24 protein-coding genes, 1 pseudogene and 2 riboswitches are annotated in these 21,942 nt (G+C 57.8%); of the genes and pseudogenes, 18 read left to right on the top strand and 7 right to left on the bottom strand.

All coding sequences use genetic code 11. The annotated features are described in order from the left end of the window. On the top strand, positions 1-781 hold a 781-nt coding region (locus tag CLG94_RS09160; RefSeq protein WP_193450648.1), incomplete at its 5' end, for a UPF0236 family transposase-like protein. Positions 782-994: 213 nt separating this feature from the next. Here CLG94_RS09160 and CLG94_RS09155 read toward each other — a convergent pair. Beyond that, positions 995-2,890 (bottom strand): CARDB domain-containing protein, encoded by a 1,896-nt coding sequence (locus CLG94_RS09155; RefSeq protein ID WP_107562813.1) that lies wholly within the window; start codon positions 2,888-2,890, stop codon positions 995-997. Between the two features lie 61 nt (positions 2,891-2,951). After that, positions 2,952-3,032, bottom strand: a riboswitch (cyclic di-GMP riboswitch). A gap of 671 nt (positions 3,033-3,703) precedes the next feature. On the opposite strand from CLG94_RS09155, the gene CLG94_RS09150 reads away from it, so the two are divergent. The 3 genes from CLG94_RS09150 (at position 3,704) to CLG94_RS09140 (ending at position 4,789) form a co-directional block, all read left to right on the top strand. Continuing rightward, positions 3,704-4,042, top strand: a complete 339-nt coding sequence (locus tag CLG94_RS09150) for a type II toxin-antitoxin system Phd/YefM family antitoxin (protein WP_107562812.1) — start codon at positions 3,704-3,706, stop codon at positions 4,040-4,042. A gap of 4 nt (positions 4,043-4,046) precedes the next feature. Beyond that, on the top strand, positions 4,047-4,295 hold the full coding sequence (locus CLG94_RS09145; protein ID WP_107562810.1) for a type II toxin-antitoxin system RelE family toxin: 249 nt from the start codon (positions 4,047-4,049) through the stop codon (positions 4,293-4,295). A gap of 305 nt (positions 4,296-4,600) precedes the next feature. Next, a complete protein-coding gene (locus CLG94_RS09140; protein ID WP_107562808.1) occupies positions 4,601-4,789 on the top strand; it encodes a hypothetical protein in 189 nt (62 codons plus the stop codon). Between the two features lie 438 nt (positions 4,790-5,227). On the opposite strand, the gene CLG94_RS13040 is transcribed toward CLG94_RS09140, so the two are convergent. Beyond that, positions 5,228-5,497: a hypothetical protein gene (locus CLG94_RS13040; protein ID WP_133174686.1), complete on the bottom strand. Its 270-nt coding sequence runs from the start codon at positions 5,495-5,497 to the stop codon at positions 5,228-5,230. 159 nt (positions 5,498-5,656) lie between these two features. On the opposite strand from CLG94_RS13040, the gene CLG94_RS09135 reads away from it, so the two are divergent. Both CLG94_RS09135 and CLG94_RS09130 read left to right on the top strand, forming a co-directional pair. Next, complete coding sequence (locus CLG94_RS09135) at positions 5,657-5,935, top strand: ribbon-helix-helix protein, CopG family (protein ID WP_161954115.1); 279 nt, start codon at positions 5,657-5,659, stop codon at positions 5,933-5,935. Positions 5,936-5,940: 5 nt separating this feature from the next. Then, positions 5,941-6,315, top strand: coding sequence for a type II toxin-antitoxin system PemK/MazF family toxin (locus CLG94_RS09130; RefSeq protein ID WP_107562804.1), 375 nt, complete (start codon positions 5,941-5,943; stop codon positions 6,313-6,315). An 83-nt stretch (positions 6,316-6,398) separates the two neighbouring features. On the opposite strand, the pseudogene CLG94_RS09125 reads toward CLG94_RS09130, so the two are convergent. Beyond that, positions 6,399-6,695 (bottom strand): annotated as a pseudogene (locus tag CLG94_RS09125) (HU family DNA-binding protein); the annotation flags it as partial. A gap of 655 nt (positions 6,696-7,350) precedes the next feature. On the opposite strand from CLG94_RS09125, the gene CLG94_RS09120 reads away from it, so the two are divergent. Further along, positions 7,351-7,605 carry a type II toxin-antitoxin system Phd/YefM family antitoxin gene (locus CLG94_RS09120; protein ID WP_161954114.1) on the top strand — a complete coding sequence of 85 codons (255 nt, stop codon included), beginning with the start codon at positions 7,351-7,353 and terminating at the stop codon, positions 7,603-7,605. After that, a complete protein-coding gene (locus tag CLG94_RS09115) occupies positions 7,605-8,021 on the top strand; it encodes a type II toxin-antitoxin system VapC family toxin (RefSeq protein ID WP_107562798.1) in 417 nt (138 codons plus the stop codon). Before CLG94_RS09120 ends, CLG94_RS09115 begins: the two co-directional genes overlap by 1 nt. A 221-nt stretch (positions 8,022-8,242) precedes the next feature. Here the strand turns inward: CLG94_RS09115 and CLG94_RS13120 are convergent, their stop codons facing one another. Continuing rightward, entirely contained in the window at positions 8,243-8,428 is a 186-nt protein-coding gene (locus CLG94_RS13120; RefSeq protein ID WP_107562796.1) for a hypothetical protein, read from the bottom strand. A 355-nt stretch (positions 8,429-8,783) separates the two neighbouring features. Between CLG94_RS13120 and CLG94_RS09105 the strand changes: the two genes are divergently transcribed. The 5 genes from CLG94_RS09105 (at position 8,784) to vapC (ending at position 11,625) form a co-directional block, all read left to right on the top strand. After that, on the top strand, positions 8,784-9,086 hold the full coding sequence (locus CLG94_RS09105; protein ID WP_107562794.1) for a type II toxin-antitoxin system Phd/YefM family antitoxin: 303 nt from the start codon (positions 8,784-8,786) through the stop codon (positions 9,084-9,086). Further along, complete coding sequence (locus CLG94_RS09100; RefSeq protein ID WP_107562792.1) at positions 9,083-9,394, top strand: type II toxin-antitoxin system VapC family toxin; 312 nt, start codon at positions 9,083-9,085, stop codon at positions 9,392-9,394. The genes CLG94_RS09105 and CLG94_RS09100 overlap by 4 nt, the downstream gene beginning before the upstream one ends. Before the next feature lie 442 nt (positions 9,395-9,836). Further along, complete coding sequence (locus CLG94_RS13035; protein ID WP_153062395.1) at positions 9,837-10,253, top strand: hypothetical protein; 417 nt, start codon at positions 9,837-9,839, stop codon at positions 10,251-10,253. Positions 10,254-10,320: 67 nt separating this feature from the next. Further along, a riboswitch (cyclic di-GMP riboswitch) is annotated at positions 10,321-10,401 on the bottom strand. Between the two features lie 623 nt (positions 10,402-11,024). Continuing rightward, positions 11,025-11,228 (top strand): type II toxin-antitoxin system VapB family antitoxin, encoded by a 204-nt coding sequence (locus tag CLG94_RS09090; protein ID WP_161954113.1) that lies wholly within the window; start codon positions 11,025-11,027, stop codon positions 11,226-11,228. After that, positions 11,221-11,625, top strand: coding sequence for a type II toxin-antitoxin system VapC family toxin (vapC, locus tag CLG94_RS09085; RefSeq protein WP_107562786.1), 405 nt, complete (start codon positions 11,221-11,223; stop codon positions 11,623-11,625). The genes CLG94_RS09090 and vapC overlap by 8 nt, the downstream gene beginning before the upstream one ends. 32 nt (positions 11,626-11,657) lie before the next feature. On the opposite strand, the gene CLG94_RS09080 is transcribed toward vapC, so the two are convergent. From CLG94_RS09080 to CLG94_RS09070, 3 genes are all read right to left on the bottom strand, one after another. Beyond that, positions 11,658-12,107 (bottom strand): hypothetical protein, encoded by a 450-nt coding sequence (locus tag CLG94_RS09080; protein ID WP_107562784.1) that lies wholly within the window; start codon positions 12,105-12,107, stop codon positions 11,658-11,660. Positions 12,108-12,317: 210 nt separating this feature from the next. Then, positions 12,318-13,445 (bottom strand): glycosyltransferase, encoded by a 1,128-nt coding sequence (locus tag CLG94_RS09075; protein ID WP_107562782.1) that lies wholly within the window; start codon positions 13,443-13,445, stop codon positions 12,318-12,320. Positions 13,446-13,499: 54 nt separating this feature from the next. Then, positions 13,500-14,405, bottom strand: a complete 906-nt coding sequence (locus tag CLG94_RS09070; protein WP_107562780.1) for a hypothetical protein — start codon at positions 14,403-14,405, stop codon at positions 13,500-13,502. Positions 14,406-15,254: 849 nt separating this feature from the next. On the opposite strand from CLG94_RS09070, the gene CLG94_RS09065 reads away from it, so the two are divergent. The 5 genes from CLG94_RS09065 (at position 15,255) to CLG94_RS09045 (ending at position 21,927) form a co-directional block, all read left to right on the top strand. Further along, positions 15,255-16,154, top strand: a complete 900-nt coding sequence (locus CLG94_RS09065) for an IPTL-CTERM sorting domain-containing protein (protein WP_107562778.1) — start codon at positions 15,255-15,257, stop codon at positions 16,152-16,154. 165 nt (positions 16,155-16,319) lie between these two features. After that, positions 16,320-18,407: a DUF8559 domain-containing protein gene (locus CLG94_RS09060; protein ID WP_161954112.1), complete on the top strand. Its 2,088-nt coding sequence runs from the start codon at positions 16,320-16,322 to the stop codon at positions 18,405-18,407. Positions 18,408-18,465: 58 nt separating this feature from the next. Then, complete coding sequence (locus CLG94_RS09055) at positions 18,466-19,680, top strand: ISAzo13 family transposase (RefSeq protein ID WP_107562774.1); 1,215 nt, start codon at positions 18,466-18,468, stop codon at positions 19,678-19,680. 129 nt (positions 19,681-19,809) lie between these two features. Continuing rightward, entirely contained in the window at positions 19,810-21,168 is a 1,359-nt protein-coding gene (locus tag CLG94_RS09050) for a B12-binding domain-containing radical SAM protein (protein ID WP_107562772.1), read from the top strand. Positions 21,169-21,177: 9 nt separating this feature from the next. After that, positions 21,178-21,927: a glycosyltransferase gene (locus tag CLG94_RS09045; RefSeq protein ID WP_107562770.1), complete on the top strand. Its 750-nt coding sequence runs from the start codon at positions 21,178-21,180 to the stop codon at positions 21,925-21,927. The last annotated feature ends 15 nt before the right edge of the window (positions 21,928-21,942 follow it).

Genomic DNA, 21,942 nt, shown 5'->3' with positions numbered 1-21,942 from the left:
GGACGGTACGGGTGTCCCGATACGCCGACAGGAACTGGTGGGACGTGCCGGCAAGCAGGCCGAAGGGTCGGCGAAGACACGGGAGGTCAAACTCTGTACGGTCTGGAGCGCCGAAGGACGGGCCGCCGATGGAACCCCGATGCGGGATAAGGGATCGGTCACGTACTCAGCGGCGATCGAGAGTGCGGCGCAACGGGATGTCGACGAGCAGCCCAGCGCGTTTGCGGCGCGGGTCGAGCGTGAAGCGACGCGACGCGGCTTCGAACGGGCCGGCCGGCAGGCCGTTCTCGGTGATGGGGCTCCCTGGATTTGGAACATGGCCGACGAGTATTTCCCCGACGCCGTCCAGATCGTCGATCGCTTCCATGCCAAGCAGCATCTGAGCGACGTAGGCAAGGCGATCTACGGACCGACGAGCGAGTTAGCCGGACAGTGGAGGCGGCAACGCTGCGACGAACTCGACGAAGGTCGGCTCGACGCGCTGCTCCAAGCGCTGCGCACCCACACTGCAACGCACGACGAGGCCAGGAAGTGCGTGGATTACGTCGAGCGGAATCGAGACCGCATGCGCTACCCCGAGTTTCTGGCCCATGGGCTTTGCACGTCGACCGGTGTCGTAGAAGCGGGCTGCAAGGTAGCCATAGGCACCCGCCTCAAGCGCGCCGGCATGCACTGGACCGTCCGCGGGGCCAATGCCATCATCGCCCTGCGTTGCGCCAAACTCAGCGGCCGCTTCGAGGACTTCTGGGAACGGCGGTCAGCGGCGGCGGCTGCCGGATGACCTTATCTCAAAAATCTGTCGTGCACCCCTGCGGGAGGAGAGTCTCGTCTCCCGACGCGGAGCCTGATGAAGCGCCAGTGGTGACTGCCTCAGACAGCCCCTAAGCGAATGCGGGCCAGACGCGGAATAAAAGGGACCACTTGCAGGAGAAAGGAGGCCACATCGGTGGCCTCCAGTTTTAAGCTCCTGTACTCCGACGAGGACGCGACGCGATCAGGGGATCATCTCAAAGGCCCCAATATCGTCGCCTCTCCCCTGCGGGCGCAGAGTACCCGCAATGTCCGTAGTCACTAGGCTGACGGCAATGCCGGCATCAATCGCCAGACTACCTGGTTGGAGGCGAAAATCGGCCGCTGCCGCATTGACGAACTGCGGGTCGATGCCTACGAGATTGTGGCCAATGACGGAGCTGGTCGCGGTATCCTGAATCTCTGGAGTGCCATTCATGTATGCAATGTTGTTCTGCGCTATAGCTCCGGTACCAGTCTCCACTAAGATGCCGTAGTCCGTGTTGTTGTATGTTGTATTGTTGTAGACCTTACTGTTCGTGGGGTTACCAAAGCTGACGCGGATGCCTCCCCTATTACCCCAAACAACATTATTGTACGCGATGTTCCCATCGCCTGAACCGAGGAGGATTCCTCGCCAGCCGTTGTTGAAGACCGCATTGTTTCTCACAACATTGCTGTCAGTTCGCCGACCGTACTCATTGTAGAGATGTACGCCGTAGCCTGCGTTGTCGTGGACTGAGCAGTGTTCCACTACATTGTGACTGGACTGGATGTAGAAGCCGTGGTCAAAAGAGGTTAGACCATTATGATGGACGTTGAGGTTGATGAATTCATTCCAGTCGGCCTGTCCCGCCACCAGCACCCCTTGTCCGGAAGCCTGCCCCCCCAGTGCCGAGGCGTTACGTACTTCACTATTTTGAAGCCGGATATGGTGGGCTGCTGTCGTCGGATCACCTGACACCGACCAGGTAATTTTCACGACGCCGTAGGTGGCATTGGCCCCGTCGAGGATCAGCCCATCGATGACGATGTACTGCTGGGGGCCCTGGAAGTGCAGGACAAACTCAGCTCCGAGATCGGGCTTGAGGGTCACGGTGTGACCTGGAGCGGCAGCTACCGTTATCGGAGCACTCCAGGAGGTACCGGCGGGAATGTTGTGCATGAGCGACTCCGCATAGGTCCCGCTCATGACATAGAGCGTATCCCCTGGGATCAGCACACTGACGCCGCGTGAGAGCGTGCGGAAGGGCTGAGTCTCGGTGCCGGGGTAGCCGTCGTTGCCGGTGGTGGCGACGTAGTAGGTATTTCCTGCGGTTGCAGTTGTAGTCGTAGCGGTTGCAGTTGTGAATGTATAGTCACTCGATAGCGCCGCATTCCCGGCGGCATCCTTGGACTGTGCTCGGAAGTGATATGCCTTGCCTGCGGTCAACCCACTCAATGTGACGGCGTGGCTTGTCACAAGGGAACTGTTGGGCGCTGTCGCGCTGCCGTAGGCAGCGGTGGTTCCATAGTCTGCCTGCGAGGTGCTCGTCTTATCTGTCGTCCAGGTGATGGTGGCATTGTTGGCAGTTATTCCAGTAGCATTCACGCCGCTAATCGTAGGTGGGGTTAAGTCCTTGACGGCGATGGCGCTGGAGGCGCGGGTGTTATTCGTTTCTTTGCTCTCTTTTATTATCTTTGTTGGATCCGCCACCGTCGCCACATAGAACGTTCCCGGCGAAGTCGAGGAAGGGATGGAGAGGGTTGTGGTGAGGGCCAGGACAGCCCCCGCTGAGAGGGAACCCACATTCTGAGTACCCAACAGAGTCGCTCCAGTGATGCTTGAAGCGCTCTTCGTCAGGTAAAACGCCGCCTGAACCGTGCTAGCAGAGGCCCTACCCTGATTCTTGATCGACGCGGAGAGAACGAAACTCTGCCCAGGCTGGGCTGTCGACGGGGCGCTGACGGCCGAGACGATGAGGTCCGGCAACCTGGTGGCAGCCTCGGCGTAAGTTCCAACGACTCCAGTAAAGACAAACGCGAGGGCTAGGGTGAACGCGACCCGAAGCAGAGCCAGGGGAAGAACATTGAGGCAGGATTTCGACTGGACTGAAAACATGACAACCGCTCCTCTCAGGAAGATTGCTTTCCGTGAAAGAGCGGGTGTCGCTCTTCCTTTCTTCGGTAGCCCGGCTGTCCCAACCCATTTGGGATCCGCGGCGTTGCGTCCCAGCCTTACGACTGGTTTGCCTTTATCGGAAAGGAACCTTCTACGCCACTGACATAGTGCGAGATTCATGCCAGCAAGTACTCGAAGACACATTTGGCGAACTCATTTGTGTGCCCTGTGTTTTCAATAAGTTAGAAAATCACCGCCGATAGCTGCAGACTGACTGGACGACCTGATGCCTCCTCAAGGAAAAGCGGGCAGACTTGAGGTGAAAAAAAATGTCACAGAAGTGACAATGGGTGTCTCCCCCACGATGGGGGGAGGAGAACTTAAACTCCTTCCCCCCTTGTGGGGGAAGGAGAGATGTCATTGATCGTTGCTCATCGCGTAGTTGTGTCAGGCGTACCGGTGGAAGCTTACGCAAGCGCTGTACCAGGGATGTCGGGGGGCGGTCGTCCGACTGGGGATGGCGACAGAGGCTTTCGTATCAACGAGTTGTGAGAAGAAGGCTGGACTGAACAGGACTGAGGGATCGGCTGATGCGCCGAAGCACGAGAAGGAACTACATCGCCCGAGCGAACAAATTACTCGTCGTCCGCGCGCCAGTTATGCTTTCAGGACGTTGTCGGAAGGGGGCCCATTGAAGGCGTTCCGCGTCTCTACGATCAGAAGGGCGTGCTGAGGGATACGGTTGTTCCCTTGACATCGGTGTCCTACATGCTAGCATAGTACTATATCACCATTAAACACATAGGAGGACGTATGGCAAAAACACTGACCGCTTTAAAAGAAATATCGGCGCTAGCGGTACGCCAGCACCTCGGAGAAATCCTGAGTCGCGTCGCCAATCAACGTGATCGCTTCGTGATCAAGAAAGCGGGAATCCCGACAGCCGTGCTCCTCAGCATCCAGGATTATGAAGACCTCGACGATCTTGCGCAGACCGCTCTTGAGCAGCTTGATTCTGAATACCAGAAGAGCCTCAAGCAGGCCAGAAAAGAGATCGAGGCCGGACGGTATATTCGCGACGAAGACATGTGGCGGGACCTTATCAATAAGGAAGCGAAGGCTAGACCACAAGCTGCCAAGGTAGTCCGTTAGGCTGATGCCCTACGAGATCCGCTACCACCCTGAGGTCCGAAAGGTCCTCGCCCGGCTCGATGCTTCAATGCATCGCCGCATATTGGAAGCCATTGAGGCGCTGAAAGAGAATCCCTACCGGGGCCAGAAGCTCCGGGAAGTTCATGTCGGCCAATGGCGCCTGCGAGTTGGTCCCTATCGCATACGGTACGACATCGCCGAGGACGAGGTGTTCATCCTCCGCATTGGGCACCGGCGAGAAATCTACAGATAGTCATACCGTAATCTTTACGTGACGCACCACGATCCTTATGCCCTGAGTTCGCCTGCACACACCCGAGAGAACTGCATACCAGAGCGAACAGCCCGAACGCTTGCGCGTTGTCATTGATTCGAAAGCCGCCCACCTGATCTTCGGCCACCCTCCCACCGTTCCATCCCGCAGAGGTTTTCAGTGGCTTGCATCAATGCCCAGACCCTTCAGCATCCACGACCCTATCCGCTATGGCTTCCCACTGGGATCGGGGAGCAGACAGATAGTGGAACGTGAAATAGTGCGCCAGCTCATGGGTCAAAAGGGTGCGATCGAAATATGGGATCAGGGTCTGGGTCCACCTTCTCGGGGGCGATCTCGCGGTTGCTGAAGTTGAGGATGTCGGCGTGGAGCCCCGTCCGAACCCCTGGGCTGGCCAGATACTGAACGCTACCGAGGCACCCCTGGAGCAGAACGGGGAGCGGAATCAGGTGAAGAGCGACCAGAGATCGTGACCTGCGGGATGCGACGATGACGACCGCTCCTTTCTAGAAGGTGACGGTGCTCGGAACATCCCCCCCACCTTCATCCTCCCCCGCGACGGGGGGAGGAGAGCTTACACACCCTCCCCCACGATGGGGGGAGGAGAACTGACACTCCTTCCCCCCTGGTGGGGGAAGGTAGGGATGGGGGGGGGGAGAGATGTCATCGATCGTTGCTCATCACGCAGGTGTGAGGTGCGCCGGTGGAAAGCTACGCAATTGCTGTACCATGGATGTCAGGGGGCCGGTCGTCCGACTGGGGATGGTGACGGAGGCTTTCGTCTCAACGAGTTGCGAGAAGAAGGCTGGACTGAAGAGGGGTGAGGGATTGGCTGATGCGTCGAAGCACGAGAAGGAACTGCATCGCTCAGTTTGTAAAACTTACCCCTCCGACGCGTAAAGCCTCGGCCTTTAGGCTGACACGGTGGGTGACTGGCTGACTCTGAGACAGGGCAGACCGGCTTCCACGGCCTCGGGCAGGTGGTGCTGAGGCTCGTGGTCGAGGCTGAGCGGCTCGCTCTCTTGCGTGGCGTCCGTCACCGGTGCTGGGCGATGACGGGGGCGACCTGACGCTCCCAGGGAGCGAGAGGAGGGGCAGCGCATGACGTAATGGGAGGCGTCTGCCTCAGAGCAGGGCATGCGGACCGCAGGAGGCCGGAAGAGCGGGCGAACCTCAGCCATGATCCTCATCCCAGGCTGAGCATACCGGTTACAGGGTCATAAAATGGCGGTGATTGGCGTACAGCGGTATCTCAGCAATGGCTATCTCTGTTTTTGGGATGACGTTCACTCTTGACACGCCTTCATAGCGTGCTATATTGGTAGCAGGAGGGCATGAATATGCCTATTATCGCCAAACGAATGACCTTTCGTCTTCACCAGCCAACTGTTGAGAGCATCGATGAACTTGTCAAAGACGGTGTAGCTCCGAGCAAGGCTGCACTCATCGAACGACTCGTGGAGCAGGCTCGCCGGCGCCATCAGCAACATCAGCGTGAAGCCGAGGCCTTCAGACAGTATCAGGCGGCCTTTAGTGATCCTTGCTATCGAACCGAGCAGGATGCGATCGCCGAGGACTTCGCCCGGGCGGATGCCGAGACCGCCGCACAGATCGTGTAACCGCGATGCGGCGACGATGGGCCGTGCTGGAAGCGGACCTGGGGCACCCCCTCGGTCATGAGCAGGGCTTCCTCCGACCGGTACTTGTGATCAGCAATGAGGCCTTCAACAGTGCCTCTGGTCTTCTGACCGTCCTTCCTGTCACCTCGCTCAAGCCGGATCGCCAGCCGCACCCTTTTGAGGTGTTCCTTCCGGCGGGAGCTGCTGGAAACCCTCTGGATTCGATTCTCCTGCCGCACCAGATCCGAACGATCGCCGCCCATCGCATCCACCGCCTCTGTGGCCGCTTAACGGACCGCCAGCTGCGTCGCGAGGTGGCCGAGAAGGTCCTTCGTCATTTGGAGTTTCTCGATCTCCTGGGACTGGACGAAGAACCCTAACTTGTGAAGCCTCACAACTCAAGAGGAGGCGAGCAGGCTGGCCGGACGGATCGCCACTTCCCGAAACGCTCCCGGGATGCCCTTTAGCTGTTCACCGCATCCTTCAGGGTCTTCCCCGGCTTGAAGCGTGGCACCCGAGACGCCTTGATCGTGATCGGCTCTCCGGTTTGCGGATTGCGACCGGTCCGGGCAGCTCGACTCGCCACGCTGAAGGTCCCGAATCCCACGATTGCCACCTCCTGCCCATTCTTTAAGCTGTTGGTGATGCGGTCGATACAGCTACGAAGTGCGGTTTCAGCGATGGCCTTGCTGATACCGGTATCCTGGGCCATCTGTTCTGCGAGTTCGGTCTTAGTCATGTCTTCCTCCCGTTGTAGACGATAGTAACGCGACGACCTGGATCAGGTCAGACAATGGGGGAACCCACGATGCCATAGGACACAGCGATCGTAGATGTTCCATGTAGCATTTAGCAAAGGGGGAAGTTGCTGGAGATGTTGTGCGATAGTGCAATCTATTTTATGCTCCCCGTAATAGGACACGTAACTACTCAGGTGTTTAGACTGAAGGCTGAAGACTGAAGGTTCTAAATTATCTCGCAAGGCGCGAATCGAGCCAATGAACTACCCCGCAGCAAGCTGCTGGGTATCGTCTCCTGTTCTGGCCCGTCATTCCGCCTGCCTGTGCGTCTCCGCACGCAGACAGGTGCTTGACACGCATGCCCCGTACTTGATACGGGGGAATCCAGTCTGGCCCTCTGGATACCGGCTTTCACCGGTATGACGCACTCGCGGCACGCTGCGGGGAATGAACCCCCAGTAGATTCAAGACCTTTTCGGAGTTTTGTATGATCACGCATGACTTACCCCTAAAAGCCTTCAGCCTTCAGCCTATCTACCTGAGTAGTTACTAAGACACTTTGGACGCGGATGAGGGGGCACAGCTTTGCAGTGGTTCAGTGTAGCCAAATAAAAGGCTTGCGATTATCCTACTAGTTGATTAAACTAGTTTAAATAGATGGCGAGGAGGTGCTCTATGGCGAGTGAGGTCACTGAGGTTAGCGCGTTTCAGGCAAAAACCCATCTTTCCGAGTTGCTGCGCGAGACGGAACGCGGAAGATCTTTTGTCATCCGACGGCGTGGGAAGGTGGTAGCACATTTAGTTCCTCCCACGAGAGAGGAGGAGTTGCTGGATCTGCCCAAGCTCTTGACCTCCTTCCGTGAGATCCGTCAGCGGGTCCCTGGCGTACTGAAGGTTCGTGAGTTGATCGAGGAGGGCCGCCGCGCTTGATGGACTCGGTACTCGACTGTTCCATGGCGCTGGCCTGGGGGCTTCCTGATGAGACGTCAAGACGGGCCGATCGATTCTTCGCCCAGCTTACTCCGGAGACTGTTCTGTGGGTCCCCGCGTTGTGGTGGTATGAACTCGCCAACGCCGTCACTGTTGCGCAACGCCGACATAGGTTGTCTGAGGCTGATGCTATGCGCTTAGCTGAACTCTACGGCATGCTCCCCATTCGGACCGATGTACACCTGAACCCGGATGCGGTATGGCGCTTCGCTCGCCTCGCGGAAGGGTTCACCTTGTCTGCCTATGATGCTGCTTACCTGGAACTGGCTGAGCGGAGGGGTCTGGCCCTTGCAACCCTGGACCGCCGTCTCATCACGGCGGCGGAAGCGGCGGGTGTTACGATCGTTCATCAATAAAACGGTCGCGATATTATAGCCCGGTGTCGTGCTCCCCGTAATAAAGGACTTGTGATCATCCTACGAGTTGAGTGAGTCAAGACGCCACCCGCCGGAATAGCAGGCTCTGCCCCGCATTGTTTAGTCTGTACCATGCCACGCCCAAGTTGTGTAAATCAGACTTATAACTTGCTGTTTGCACAAACCTGGAGCGTCATCTCGCCACGATCACTCGAGACATCTCAGAAGAACTTGTCCGAGCTTTTCTCGTTCTCAACTTGCAGACTCTTCAGCATCGACGACCTTATCGGCGATGACTTCCCACTGGGATCGGGGAGCAGGCAGATAGGAGCCTGTCCAGCAAACCCCTGTTCATGCTTCGACAGGCTCAGCACGAACGGAAAAAGGTCAATGTTTTCAATGCCCATTCCGTTCACCCTGAGCTTGTCGAAGGGTCCATGAGGGTTTGCAGGACAGGCTCATAGTGGAACGTGAAATAGTGAGCCAGCTCATGGGTCAAAAGGGTGCGATCGAGATATAGTGACAGAGGGTTTCGGAGCGTTACCTCTGGCTGCTCTTGGGCTGTATGGGCGTGTGCTTGACATCCGCTGACATCGTGCATGGCAATGACGACCCCCCCACCCGCGCCCTCCCTCTCGGTGGGGGGAGGGGATGCTGGAAGGTCAGGGTGCCCACGGAAAACCTGGAAAAACCAGGAGGGGAAGTGGAGGACTTGACTCTGTCAAAGATTGGACTATATCAGTCGCATACATGTGACTATGGATGTCCATTACGAAAAGCACAGCCGTCTCGAAGCTCAAGGCGACGCTCAGCGCATGCCTCGCCCAGGTGAAGGCGGGGGAAGAGATTATTGTGACGGAGCGGGGCAAGCCGATCGCTAAACTCATCCCTTTTTCTCCTGACCACTCTCTTCTGCCGTCCCACCTGATCGAGATGGTCCGCGCCGGGCTCATTCGCATCGGCTCGCTCCACCTGCCGGACGGGTTCCGGGACATGCCGCGCCCCGCTGATCCTCAAGGCGCCGGGATCACTGCGGTCTTGGAAGAACGGGCAGAGGGGCGATGAGGTTCTGGGATACCTCTGCCATCATCCCACTCTGTCTCGAAGAGCCCCAAACCCCCTTACTGATGCGGCTTACCGAGGAGGATGGTGCTATTGCCGCATGGTGGGGCACGCCGATCGAGTGTTGCTCCGCCTTAGCCAGGCTCAGACGCGAGGGCATCCTGTCCAGACGGTCAGAAGCGCAGGCGCGCACGATCCTCATGGCGCTTGCCGCCGACTGGACAGAGATCGCGCCGAGCCAGGCAGTCCGGGAGCAGGCCATGCGGGCGCTCCTGCTTCATCCGCTCCATGCAGTGGACTCTCTTCAGTGAGGCTCGGCGCTTGTATGGGTTCAGGGTCGTCCGGAGGGGCGCGAATTTGTGTGTCTTGATCACCGGCTGCGGGATGCCGCACAAGGCGAAGGGTTCCGGGTCCTACCCCACGAGATAGGGGAATAGTGAGGTGTGGGGAGATCGACTAAGTCCCGCGTGAGCGACGGATTGAGGTGGATCAGATCCTGTCAGACCGACTCGTGTCCCTGGACATCCTGAGTGTATACCCCACAGGAGCTTCGATCACCACAAGTTAGGCATGAACGCCTGAACCCCGCATCTTATCATTGATTCGAAAGCCTCCCACCTGGTCTTCCGCCACCCTCCCACCATTATTCCACCCTGCAGAGATTTTCAGTGGCTTGCATCAATGCCCAGCCTCTTCAGCATCCACGACCCTATCCGCGATTGCTTCCCACTGAGATCGGGGAGCAGAGAGATAGTGGAACGTGAAATAGTGAGCCAGCTCATGGGTCAAAAGGGCGCGATCAAAATGCGGGATCAGGATTCTGTTCTCGTGGGGGACATAGAGGGCCACCGCGACCCCGTTCTGTGTCTTGGCGGAAGGCCGAAGCATCAGATACTTTTGATGAATGTGGTTAGGAGAAACGACGAGCACCTGTGGACGGGGCTTGGAGCTATCTGGGGTGACGCCCATGAGGCGGGCAACCTTGAGATACAGTGCGTCCACCGCGTCCGGGGCGATCTCGCTGTCGCTGAAGTTGAGGATGTCGGTGTGAAGCCCGGTTTGGAGGCCTGGGTTGGCGAGATACTGAACGCCACCGAGGCATCCCTGAAGGAGGAGAAGGGGGAGCAGAAGCAGTGGAAGAACAGCGAGGCAGTATTTAGACTTGGCTGAAAACATGACAATCGCTCCTTTCAGGAAGATTACTTTCCGTGAAAGAGCGATTGTCGCTCTTCCTTTCTTCGGCAGCCCGGCTGTCCCAACCCTTTTGGGACCCGCGACTTTGTGTCCCAGCCTCACGACTGGTTTACCTTTATCGGAAAGGAACCTTCTACGCCACTGACATAATGCGAGATTCATGCCAGCAAGTACTCGAAGACACATTTGGCGAACTCATTATTATGCCCAGCAATTTCAAAACGTTAGCAAACAACTGCAGGACGCTGGAGCCTGACTGACTTGTCCAACGCCTCATCAAGGACAGAGGGGCAGCTTTCCGGTGAAAAAAAGTGTCACCGAGGCACCACGAGGTGTCGGCGCTGCTGAGGGGCGTCGGTGGAAGGCTACGCAAGTGCTGTACCAGGGATATCGGAGGGCTAGTCGTCCGACTGGGGATAGTCGCGGACGCTGTCGTATCAACGAGTTGTGAGAAGAAGGCTGGACTGAAGAGGGGTGAGGGATCGGCTGATGCGCCGACGTACGGGAAGGAACTACATCGCTCGGGCGAACAAATTACCCGTCGTCTGCGCTCCCGTTACGCCTTTACGACGTGATCGGAAGGGAGCCCCTTTTGAGGTGTTCCGCGTATCCACGATCAGAGGGGCGCGCTGAGGTTCCCTTTCTTTCTGGCCTGTCTGGTACCGTATCGCTGAAGCTCAAAAGAACTCCAAGGCCTTGTCGTGGCATAAAAATTATGCTATTTTTATGCCTAAAGGAGGACCCTCAATGAGAACCACATTGGAGATTGATGAGAGGCTCATGAAGCAGGCCCAGGCGCTCAGCAAGGCCAAGACGAAGAAGGAACTCATCCATCGCTCTCTGGAGGCGCTTATTCGCCAGCAGCGGGTCAAGCGTCTGATTGGAAGGCTGGGATGTTTCCCTCTTCAGCTCACCCCAAAAGGGCTGACCAGGCTTCGTGCCGATGGCTGATGGATGGGTCCTGATCGATACCTCGGCTTGGATCCACGCGTTGAGGCCGGCAGGCGATCCTCTTGTCAGACAACAAGTCCACGCGTTGCTCAGTGAGGGGCGCGCGGCCACGTGCGAAATGGTCGTCCTGGAGCTTGTCGGCGGCACGCGCTCGGAGAGCGAGTATCGCGAACTCTGCGAAGACCTGGAGGCGCTCCAGCAATGTCCGATTACGGAATCGGTCTGGAGATCGGCCTATCGGATGACTTACACCCTGCGACGTAAGGGTTTGTCCATTCCGGCGACGGATCAGCTCATCGCTGCTGTTGCTTTACACTACTCATGCAGTCTTCTTCACTGTGATAACCACTTTGATCTGCTGGCCCGCCATGTCAGGCTTCCTGTTTATACGCCGTAGCAGATCCTGGGCCGGCAAGGGTGGCCCAGCCGTCAGCCTCCCGCCTCTTCAGCATCCACGACCTGATCGGCGATCGCTTCCCAGCCGGATCGGGGGATCGAGAGGTAGTGGAAGGTAAAATAGTGAGCCAGCTCATGGGTCAGCAGCGTGCGGTCAAAATCCGGGATCAGGATCTGGTTCTGATGAGGAATGTAGACGGCGAGCGCGGTACCATTCCGTGCTGCGGCTAAGGGGTGAATAGTGAGATACTTCTCCTGAATGTAGGCAGGGGACACCACCAGCACCTGTGGCCTGGGTGTGGAATTATTCGGAGTGATCGCCATCAGACGGGCGACTCGACGATAGAGTACGTCCACCTGGTCAGCGGCAATCTCATGGTCACTGAAGTTCCAGATGTCAGTATAGACACTGGTTCGAGCGCGCGGGTAGGCCCGGTACCCGGTGCCGCCCAGGCAGCCCTGGAGCAGAATGGGTAGCAGCAACAGGGAAAAAGCGACCAGCCGTCGTGACTTCCTCGCGGCAAATATGATGACCGCTCCTTTTCAGAACGTGCCGTTTACGCGCAGATGCCTTGCATACTATTCACTGTACGGGCATGACGTCAACATGTTTCTTGTGTACGCCGCAAGGGGTCGCACGACTGGATATAGGGCGTGAAAAACGGGACGTTCCCTGCGACTGGCTCACACGCCTCACTGCGAAGTACGGCTGATCGCCGCAGTCTCCAGCGTGGCGGCCAGTTCGCCCCAGGAAAAGCGCTGCTGCTTCAGGATATGCCGGCGAAATATGCCCCCCATGTCTTCCTCGTAGAAGCGGATGATCGCCTCCGCCAACGCGGTTGGGTTGCGCGGCTCTACCAGAAGGCCGGTTTCGCCGTCACGGACCGCCTCCGGCAGCCCGCCCACGCGAGTGGCCACCACGGGCCGCTCGAAGGCAAAGGCGATCGGGACGATGGCGCTCTGTGTGGCCGATTCGTAGGGGAGCACGACCAGGTCGGCTGCGGAAAAGTAGAGGCTGACCTCGTTGTCCGGAACGAAGCGATCGATGACCCGGACGTGCGACGCGAGGCCCAAGTCGCTGATGAGGCTCAGGCAGCGGTCCTTCCCCTCGTAGAACTCTCCGACCACGAGGAGGGTACAGTTCACCTTTTGGAGCACGAGGGGCATCGCCTCGAGCAATCCTGGAAGCCCCTTGTAGCTACGGATCAGGCCGAAGAAGAGAAGGGTATTTCCGGAAAGGCCGAGACGACTCTTCGCCTCCTCTTTGTCGATCGGTGCTCCGAACCCTTGCCCCGGAGGTTGAGGGACCAGAAGTGTGTGGCCTCGCAGATTGAGCGACTCCAGATCTTGTCGGTCGGTCTCGGAGTGGACGAGCCACGCATCGCCTGAGGCCAGCGCGAACCTTGTCAGTCCGCTCGCCAAGGGAAACGGTTCGTGCGGAACAACATTGTGGCAGATGAAGATGACGCTGGCGCGAGATCGCCTTCTGGCCAGGCTCACTGTCGTCCCGAGGCACAGGCCGAAGAAAGGGTGCCACCAGTGAACAATAACCAAGTCGGGAGCGATCTCAGCGATCCGGCGGCCGGTACGGAGCCAGCTCAGAGGATTAATTGAGTCGAGGATCGCTTCACTAGTGAGCCCCACAGGCGGGGAGCCCGTGTCGAACTGCGTTCGCCCAGGAAACAGTATGGCCGGATACTGGCGCGAAAAGGAGATCACCGCGATCTCGTGACGCGTCATCAGCTCCAGCCCGAGCTGGGCGTTATAATGGGCGATCCCCCCTCGTAAAGGGGGGAAGGGGCCGACGAGGCAGATCTTCATAGAGACCTGACGCCGCAGGGGTGTATGGGATTAGGCGTATCGTTGCGCACGCTGCTATTGAGTTGTGTCAGCGGACGGATCACCGGAGAGCCGAATGGCCATCCCGGAGGCGCTACTCGGCCCGATCAATGTCTGAATGTACAGACCAACCAGCCCGAAAGGGATGCCATTTTTGTCCACCACATGATTCCTAAGAGACAGCCATCCCAACGTCGGAGAGGGGAAGGTGCCGACAACTGTCCCTATCGGCAGGATGATGTGGCGTCCGCTGAATCTGGAAGAGCTTTGGATTATCTCGTGAGTGCTTTGCTGGTCGCTGCTCACGGCGGTGAGCTCCTGCCGCAGAAAGATCTCGGCCGAAGCCCGAATAGGTTTATCCGGTAGCTTGCCGCCGGGACGGGTTGGGTGGGGTGCGGCGACGATCAGCAGGCCATCGGCCAGCGTACCACCGCCAAGTTGTCCAGGGGTCAGGAACGCGGGTAACAAGAGACCTGTCGGGTACGGTTCGAAGGGTGTCGTGCCGGCCGTTTGCCGGCGAGCCGACGCCCCATTATACGTGATCGCCCAGTCGTCATCCATATTGACGACAACCGCTGTGCCTATCAGGACGTCCGCGCTCGTGGTGACATCGACGAAGCCCTGCAAAAAGCCATCGGATGCGTTACCGGAGATCATCTCGGACAGGTCGAGCGAATCGATGTCGCGCGCTGAAAGGTCTATGTTGGTGCCCTGGCGGGCGCCCGACGTATCGTAAAGCTCCAAGGCCACAGATACGGGGGCTGAGCTGATGTTGGTCAGGAACAGGAAGGTCGCGAATCCAGGTCGCAGGTCATAGTAGGGGAAGACGATCCTCGATCCTGGAACAAGCTCAGCATTAGTGGCCGCGTCGACCGCCCGCGAGAACGCAAAGGCGATGATCGCACCCAAGAGGATGACGATAATGGCACCGCGACGCATCATTATCTCGACAACGCCTCCACCATTCCAGCCAACCTTACGTGTTCAACCGGTTCACGGAGCTGTGTGCCGCCGGAGGAATAATACCATAGAAATGCCGTTGCGTCCCGGTCAAGGGCAACGACAGATCCCAGCACAGCGATAGAAAGCTGTCATTGCGAACGAAGTGAAGCAATCTCGCATTCCTGTGCTGAGATTGCCACGCACCCTACGGGTACTCGCAATGACGGGAGGAATCGAGCGATTACGAAGTCTATCCATGAAAATGTCAGGGCGCGCGGGGCGTGTTCGGGGACGCGAGCCTCTCGGCCCGGAGGAGTCGGCGCACGGTTTCCCGTGAGACTCGGATCCCCTCCGTATCGGCAGGCTTCTCGGTCGGCTTGGCTATTCATTTTCGTTGAGGGTTGATACCCCGCGGCTTGCCGCGAGTTCGTCATACCGGCGGAAGCCGGTATCCAGAGGGCCCGACTGGATTCCCCCGTATCAAGTACGGGGCAGGCGTGTCAAGCACGGAATGACGGGCCAGAACATAAGACGATACCTCGCAGCTTGCTGCGGGGTAGTTCATCCCTGACAGAATACCAGAGCTTTCGCAGAGAAATAAAAAACTTGACAGGCGAAAAGGAGGCATGGTATCAAGGCAGCGGGTTTAGGCTCCAGGATTGATCTACTTGCGTTGCACGGCAATAGTACTCCATGTGTTGGGGGCGAAGGGAGGCGAGAGATCGGAGAATTTCGGTACAGCTTCTGCGCCGCTTGATGATGCATTCGATTATATGTTAGGTTCGTGGTCTTAGTGGTACTCAACGTTGAAGGCTATGCCCTGTAGGTTGGGGGCAAGGAGGAGCAAGGATGAGTTCTAGAGCAAGAGTTGCTTTCAGCAAGAAGTTGGCTCTGTCTCTGCTGGCCCCCGCGATCCTTGCGGGAACGGTTATCGCCCCGATGAGTGTCGATGCACGGGTGCAGCAGCGCATCGACATTGCCAGCGATGGAACCGTCTATCAGTACCTCTGTTCGGATGCACAGCCGGCTGGGACCGATCATGACCGTCTGACCAACGTCTCAATGTCTATCGCCTTCAATTCTGCGGCGACGGTGGTTCAAACCGTCAGCAGCGGGACTACCCTGATTGCCAAGGTACCGGCGACCCCTCTTACCGCTCTGGCTCAGGGGAAGCGGACCGGGACCCTGTCGCTGGCCGCCTGCACGCCCGCCGTGACCTTCTCTGCCACTGGTGCCGGGTCATGGGCCTCTGGCGCCACCACGGTGGCTGGATTCGGTGATGCCGGCCTGACACTGATCAGCGCGCTCGCCCCTGTCGCCAGCATCACGAACAACGTGAATTGTGGCGACAGCGTGTATGGGTTTGGGGGAACCGCCACGTGTTCGATTGCTGATGCTGCCGCACAGCCTGTCGACGGGATCAGCTTGAGTCTGAACCAGGGCATCCTCTTTGTCTATAATGGGAATTCGTTCATCACCCCGAACACCGCAGGGACGCTGAACGTATCCGGCGGCGGCGCGGGCTTCGACGTCGCAGCTGGCAGCCTTGTTGATAACGCCACAGGCGATTCTGATACCACCAGCGTTACGGTAACCACCACCACGACGACCACGACGACCACGACGACCACCACGACGACGATTCCGGTGGTCCCGACGGTCGGTAACTGGGGAATGATGGTGTTGGGAGCGGCGTTCCTGGGTGCGATGGCTTGGATGGTGAGAGCTCGAAGAAATCACCTGCAGTAATCGACAACTGAATACGCAGGTTACGTGATAATCGCAAGAACGGGGCGTTAAGCCCCGTTCTTGCTTTTTGGAGCGGTCATGCTGGACGTTCGCGAATCTGTACGTACAGCCTCCGCCGAACCCGACGCAGTTCCAACGGGAAGATATCCCGGATGGGTTGAGAGAGTGAGCACGCTCTTGGCCCTCCTGCTGACCTACGGACTCCTTCTCTGGTACCTTAAACCCTCCCTCCTTTTCAAGCCGACTATCACTGGCGGTGGCGACACCATCGCACACTATGTCGCGGCAAGATATCTGCGGGATTACCTCTTGCCTAATGGAAAGCTTATTGGCTGGATGCCGGGCAACCTCGCCGGCTATCCCCTCTTCCTTTTCTATTTTCCCCTTGCCTTCCTGCTGATCGCCGGGTTCAGTCTTGTCGTCTCATTCCCTATTGCATTTAAGCTGGGGACTATCGCCGGAACCTTCGGGCTCCCGATCGCCTCCCTCGTTGCGCTCCGCTGGATCGGATGTCCGTTCCCCATTCCTGCGCTTGGCGCCGTTCTGACCCTTCCATTCCTGCTGAACGCAGGCAACAGCATGTGGGGTGGAAACATTCCGAGCACGCTGGCCGGCGAGTTTTCTCACAGCCTCTCACTTACGCTCCTCGTATTATTCATGGGTGCACTGTACCGAGGCGTCCTTGAGCGGCGGTACGCAGGCTGGTGTGCCGTACTCTTCGCCCTTACCGGATTAGCGCACGGATACGGGATGGTGATGGCGGCGGGTATGGGGCTGTACTTCCTTGCTGTGACCTCGGAGTTCCGGATGACGCTCCTGTACCTGGTGCGGGTGTATGCTGTGGGCGGGCTGCTGCTGGGATTCTGGTTGATTCCGCTCGTCTGGTACCTTCCTTACACTACCGGGTTCTCCATTACCTGGGAGTTTACATCTATCCTGGAGATCGTTCCGGTCGTGCTATGGCCCATCATCGTCATTGCGGCGGTCACAGTAGCCTTGACACTGCGGGGGAAATTTAGCGACAAGGGATGGCTTCGGATGATCTACTACCTGACCTACCCTGTGGTGCTATCGGTCACCCTGTATTTTGTTTCACCCTGGCTGAACCTTGTAGATGTCAGGTTCCTGGCCTTTGCGCAGTTTTTTCTCGTCCTCTTGGCCGCAGCCGGTCTCGGTGGACTTCTGATGCGGCTACCGCGTTCACTCTGGCGAGCGGCGCCTGTCGTCATCGCCGTGATGACTATCGCCTGGGTCATGCCTCAGGTGTCGTTTATCCCCAAATGGATCCAGTGGAATTTTTCCGGAATGGAGCAGACACCGTGGTGGCGATACTTTATTGTCGTGAATTCTATTGCGCTACCAGGCGGCCCCCACAGTCCCAGAGTCGTGTACCAACATTCGGTTCTCCATGATAAGGCCGGTACGATCAGGGCTTTTGAGGCTCTCCCCCTTATATCGGGCCGCCCAACGCTCGAAGGGGCCTACATGCAGTCCTCTCCGACCTCCCCGTTCGTGTTCTACATCCAGTCTGAACTAACGGACACTCCTTCTTGTCCCTTCGTTCCCTACAAATGTTCGCCATTCGACCCGGAGCGGGCACTCGCCCATTTGGAGCTGTTCAACGTCAAAGAGGTGATTGCCGTCACGGATAGGGTGAAGGCTGCCCTGGGGTCGAATCCTGGGTACCGCGAGGAGGGGGAAATCGGACCCTACAAGATCTTCCAGGTCCGTCAAGGCAACGGCCAGTATGTTGTACCGCTTCGATACCAGCCTGCCCTCGTGACCGATGGCGACTGGAAACGACTCGCTTATGACTGGTTCCAAAAACCGGAATGGCTGGAGGTACCGCTCCTTTTCCCACGACCCGGCGATCCGGTACCGCCGGGAGTCGTGCCGTTTCGTGACTTAATGGAGGAGCCCGTTAAACAGGTCCTTTCGCCCGAATGCCACGTGAAAGACGCCTTGGGCAATGAGGAGGTTCGGTTTGAGACCGAGTGCCCTGGTCGCCCGCACCTGATCAAGGTCTCGTATCACCCGAAATGGCGCGTTGAGGGCGCCGATCGGATCTATCTGGTGTCACCATCATTCATGCTGGTCTATCCCACGGCCAAGCAGGTCCGGCTCGTCTTCGGCAATCGCTGGCCTGATTATGTTGGACGGGTTGCCACAGCGGCCGGAATCGCGTTGCTCCTCGCTGAAACGCTTGTATTTCTTTCGAGGAAAAGATACAGTTCCTTAGAAAATCCCTCCTAAGGCAGTGTAAATAAATAAAGGTATCAATCTATGAGTTGTGGTGGTATGCTTCTTGAGCATGAACACCCTGCCCGAGTTGAGACGGAAGTTTCGTTCTGTGTGGCCGCTTTTGGACGAGCGCACGCGCCGCATCATGGCTGCTAATGAAGCCGTGAGTTTGGGCTTTGGTGGAATCTCTGTGGTGCATCGCGCGTGTGGATTGTCGCGACGGGCCATCGCCAAAGGAGTCCGCGAAATTCAAGAAGGGATAGTGCCATCGGAAGGTCGCATCCGTTGTCCCGGAGCAGGGCGCAAGTCCATCACCGTTTCCGACCCACGTCTGTTGGATGCATTGGAAGAGATGATTGATGGCCAAACGCGAGGCGATCCACAGTCCCCCCTGCGATGGATTTGTAAAAGCACGCGGGCGATTGCCAGGCAGCTTGGCAGGAACAAGCACCCGGTCAGCCATGCAAAGGTCGCGCAGATTCTTCACGATCTGAACTATAGTCTGCAGAGCAATCGGAAGACCGAGGAGGGCACAGACCACCCCGACCGCGATGCGCAATTTCGGCACATCAATGCTGCGGTAAAGAGACGCCTGGCGCAAGGCATTCCTGTGATTTCGGTGGACACAAAAAAGAAGGAACTCATCGGCAACTACAACAATGCCGGTCAGCAATGGCTTCCGGCAAAGCAGCCCAAAAAAGTTCAAGGTCACGACTTCCCCAGCCCAGAAGTGCCACGCGCCTATCCGTATGGTATTTACGACCTCGGACGCAACGCCGGTTTTGTCAATGTGGGGACCGACCATGACACTGGAGAATTTGCCGTGGCCTCGATTCGCGGGTGGTGGCATTTTGAAGGACGACGGCTGTATCCGGATACGGCAACGCTTCTGATCACTGCCGACGGCGGGGGGAGCAATGGGTCGCGGTTGCGGCTTTGGAAGTTGGAGTTGCAGAAGTTTGCTGATCAAACCGGCATGTGCCTTTCCGTCTGTCATTTTCCTCCCGGCACCAGCAAATGGAACAAGATCGAACACCGGCTGTTTTCCTTTATCACGTCAAATTGGCGTGGTGAACCGTTGCGGGATTACGAAACGATCGTCAATCTCATCGCCAGGACGACCACGGCGAAGGGGCTGAAAGTGACGTGTAGATTGGATCGCCGGAAATATCCAACCGGACGCAAGGTTAGCGATGAAGAGATGAAGCGCATCAATGTGGAACGTAATAAGTTTCATGGCGACTGGAACTACGTCATAAGACCAAAAGCTACAGAGCGAAGTTGATACCTTTATTTATTTACACTGCCTAACCTCCCTTTTCCAAAGGGAGGAATAAATCCCCTCTTTGGCAAAGAGGGGTAAAGGGAGATTTCAGAATAAATTATTAGCATGATGGGATAAGGTGATCTCAGTATGGCGGGAAGGCGACTGAAAGTCCTGCTGGTCAATCCGAGCTGGGACGGGCTGGTAAGCCGAAAAGGACGCCGGTTCAATCGGACATGGCCTCCCCTTGACCTGCTGAACTGCGCGGCACTGCTGGAACAGGATGGACATAGCGCCAGCATCATCGATGCCCGCGCCACGCCCACCCCACTCGATGCGATTCGAGACGCCGCGACGCAGCACGATCTGGTGTTTATCACCTCAGCGCCGATTGATCGGTGGCAATGCCCCAACCTTGATCTCAGCCCATTCCTGGCCGTTACACATCTGGTAGAACCCGACAAGCTGTACGTCATGGGGACACATGGGACCGTTGCGCCTGGCGAACTTCTCAACATGACGCGGGCGCGGGCCGTGATCCGTGGTGAGCCTGAACTGGCGGTCCGAGCGCTCTGTGATGGCAAAGATCCTTCCGAGGTGCCGGGTATTAGCTATCTGCAAGGGGGCACGCTCATCAATACCCCGGAAGGAAACCCCATAGATCTGACAACCCTGCCACTGCCCGCTTTTCATCTCCTCGACCTCCGCAACTACCGTTACGAAGTCCTCGGCGGCAGGTTTGCCCTACTTGAAGCGACGCGCGGTTGTCACTATCGATGTTCTTTCTGCCTCCTCAAGATGTACGGCAAAGGCTACCGTAAGAAAGATCCTGAGCAGGTTATCCGTGAGGTGACGTATCTGGTTCGAGAGGCAGGAGCCGAGACAGGCTACTTCATCGATCTCGAGTTTACTGCGGTCCGCGACGACGTCTGGGATCTCTGTGAACGACTGGCGTCAGCGAAGTTATCCTTCGAGTGGGCGTGCCAGACCAGGGCCGATTATGTGGACGGGCCGCTTCTGCAATTGATGAAGCGGGCCGGCTGTCGGCTCATCCACTTCGGCGTGGAAAGCGGTTCAGCCAGAATTCTTGCCGAAACTAACAAGCGGATTACTCTTGAGCAGATCGAACGGGGAATTGCAGAGACGAAGCAGTCAGGAATCGATCAGGTCTGTTTCTTCATGTTCGGCTTTCCGGGAGAGACCGCCGAGGATATGGAGGCGACAATCGCATTTGCCAAGCGACTGAACCCAACCTATGCGTCGTTTCATGCCGTGACTCCCTACCTGGGCACGACGCTGTACGAGATGAGCGGCGCCTCGGAACTGTTCCCCGACGTGCTGAGCAAGGAGCACGATCCCCGTCTCCTTCAGGCCGTCGCCGACCGGGCCTTCCGCGAGTTCTACCTGCGACCGGCGGTGCTCTGGTCCAGGATTCGCCGGGTAGACCTTCACCTTTGGCGCCGACAGGCCGCACTGTTCTGGGACTACGTGCGACCGGCCTTCTCCTAGGCCCCCGCCATGCCCCAAGACTCGCGTGATGCTCACCAACGCCGAGCTCCACTGACATTCATCCTCCCGGCGTATAACGAAGAAGCCATTCTTGCCGCCAACGTCGACCGCCTCAGGCGCTGCCTGAAGGACCGAGAGATTACGGCGTATGAACTGCTCCTGATAAGCAATGGCTCGACCGACCGGACCGTCGAGATCGCCAGGGCATGTGCGGTGGGGTGTACGGACCTCACAGTGATTGAATTACCGCAGCGCGGGGTGGGCCGCGCATTCAAGGCCGGGATTACGCGCGCGCAGTATGACCGGGTGGTGTGTCTCGATCTCGACCTCACCATCGATCTCGACTTCATCACGGCCGCAGCGGCAACACTCGACACGGCGGACATCGTCATCGGCTCCAAGCAGACCGGGGGGCAGCAGCGCTCGCGGATCCGACACATGGCGAGCGCGGCATTCATCGCCTGCACGCGCCGATTGCTTCACCTCGAGTTTACGGACTACTCGATCGGCGCCAAGGCATTTCGGATCGACTCCATACGGCCATATCTCCCGTATTTGGCCGACCAGAGCGCCTATATCCTGCAACTCATCGCTTGGGGTCAACGCGATGGCGCCGTCATTGTTGAGGTGCCGGTCTGGTGCGACGATCGGCGAAAGAGCCGGTTCAACCTTCTCCACGAGGGCCTCTATCGCTTCGGCAGCCTGTTTCTACTGTGGTTGCAGGTGTGCATAAAGGGCCGCCAGGCGACCAGGAGGTGACTGCAGCGAAGCAAC

Source organism: Candidatus Methylomirabilis limnetica, assembly GCF_003044035.1.
Lineage (GTDB): Bacteria > Methylomirabilota > Methylomirabilia > Methylomirabilales > Methylomirabilaceae > Methylomirabilis > Methylomirabilis limnetica.
Note: the sequence above shows the minus strand (reverse complement) of the source record. Positions and strands in the feature narration are given on the sequence as shown.

Bases quoted from the DNA above. Each gene is read 5' to 3' on its own strand.
- CLG94_RS09155 (WP_107562813.1), bottom strand. From the start codon at position 2,890: ATGTTTTCAGTCCAGTCGAAATCCTGCCTCAATGTTCTTCCCCTGGCT.
- CLG94_RS09150 (WP_107562812.1), top strand. From the start codon at position 3,704: ATGGCAAAAACACTGACCGCTTTAAAAGAAATATCGGCGCTAGCGGTA.
- CLG94_RS09145 (WP_107562810.1), top strand. From the start codon at position 4,047: ATGCCCTACGAGATCCGCTACCACCCTGAGGTCCGAAAGGTCCTCGCC.
- CLG94_RS13040 (WP_133174686.1), bottom strand. From the start codon at position 5,497: ATGGCTGAGGTTCGCCCGCTCTTCCGGCCTCCTGCGGTCCGCATGCCC.
- CLG94_RS09135 (WP_161954115.1), top strand. From the start codon at position 5,657: ATGCCTATTATCGCCAAACGAATGACCTTTCGTCTTCACCAGCCAACT.
- CLG94_RS09130 (WP_107562804.1), top strand. From the start codon at position 5,941: ATGCGGCGACGATGGGCCGTGCTGGAAGCGGACCTGGGGCACCCCCTC.
- CLG94_RS09120 (WP_161954114.1), top strand. From the start codon at position 7,351: ATGGCGAGTGAGGTCACTGAGGTTAGCGCGTTTCAGGCAAAAACCCAT.
- CLG94_RS09115 (WP_107562798.1), top strand. From the start codon at position 7,605: ATGGACTCGGTACTCGACTGTTCCATGGCGCTGGCCTGGGGGCTTCCT.
- CLG94_RS13120 (WP_107562796.1), bottom strand. From the start codon at position 8,428: ATGGGCATTGAAAACATTGACCTTTTTCCGTTCGTGCTGAGCCTGTCG.
- CLG94_RS09105 (WP_107562794.1), top strand. From the start codon at position 8,784: ATGTCCATTACGAAAAGCACAGCCGTCTCGAAGCTCAAGGCGACGCTC.
- CLG94_RS09100 (WP_107562792.1), top strand. From the start codon at position 9,083: ATGAGGTTCTGGGATACCTCTGCCATCATCCCACTCTGTCTCGAAGAG.
- CLG94_RS09090 (WP_161954113.1), top strand. From the start codon at position 11,025: ATGAGAACCACATTGGAGATTGATGAGAGGCTCATGAAGCAGGCCCAG.
- vapC (WP_107562786.1), top strand. From the start codon at position 11,221: ATGGCTGATGGATGGGTCCTGATCGATACCTCGGCTTGGATCCACGCG.
- CLG94_RS09075 (WP_107562782.1), bottom strand. From the start codon at position 13,445: ATGAAGATCTGCCTCGTCGGCCCCTTCCCCCCTTTACGAGGGGGGATC.
- CLG94_RS09070 (WP_107562780.1), bottom strand. From the start codon at position 14,405: ATGATGCGTCGCGGTGCCATTATCGTCATCCTCTTGGGTGCGATCATC.
- CLG94_RS09065 (WP_107562778.1), top strand. From the start codon at position 15,255: ATGAGTTCTAGAGCAAGAGTTGCTTTCAGCAAGAAGTTGGCTCTGTCT.
- CLG94_RS09055 (WP_107562774.1), top strand. From the start codon at position 18,466: ATGAACACCCTGCCCGAGTTGAGACGGAAGTTTCGTTCTGTGTGGCCG.
- CLG94_RS09050 (WP_107562772.1), top strand. From the start codon at position 19,810: ATGGCGGGAAGGCGACTGAAAGTCCTGCTGGTCAATCCGAGCTGGGAC.
- CLG94_RS09045 (WP_107562770.1), top strand. From the start codon at position 21,178: ATGCCCCAAGACTCGCGTGATGCTCACCAACGCCGAGCTCCACTGACA.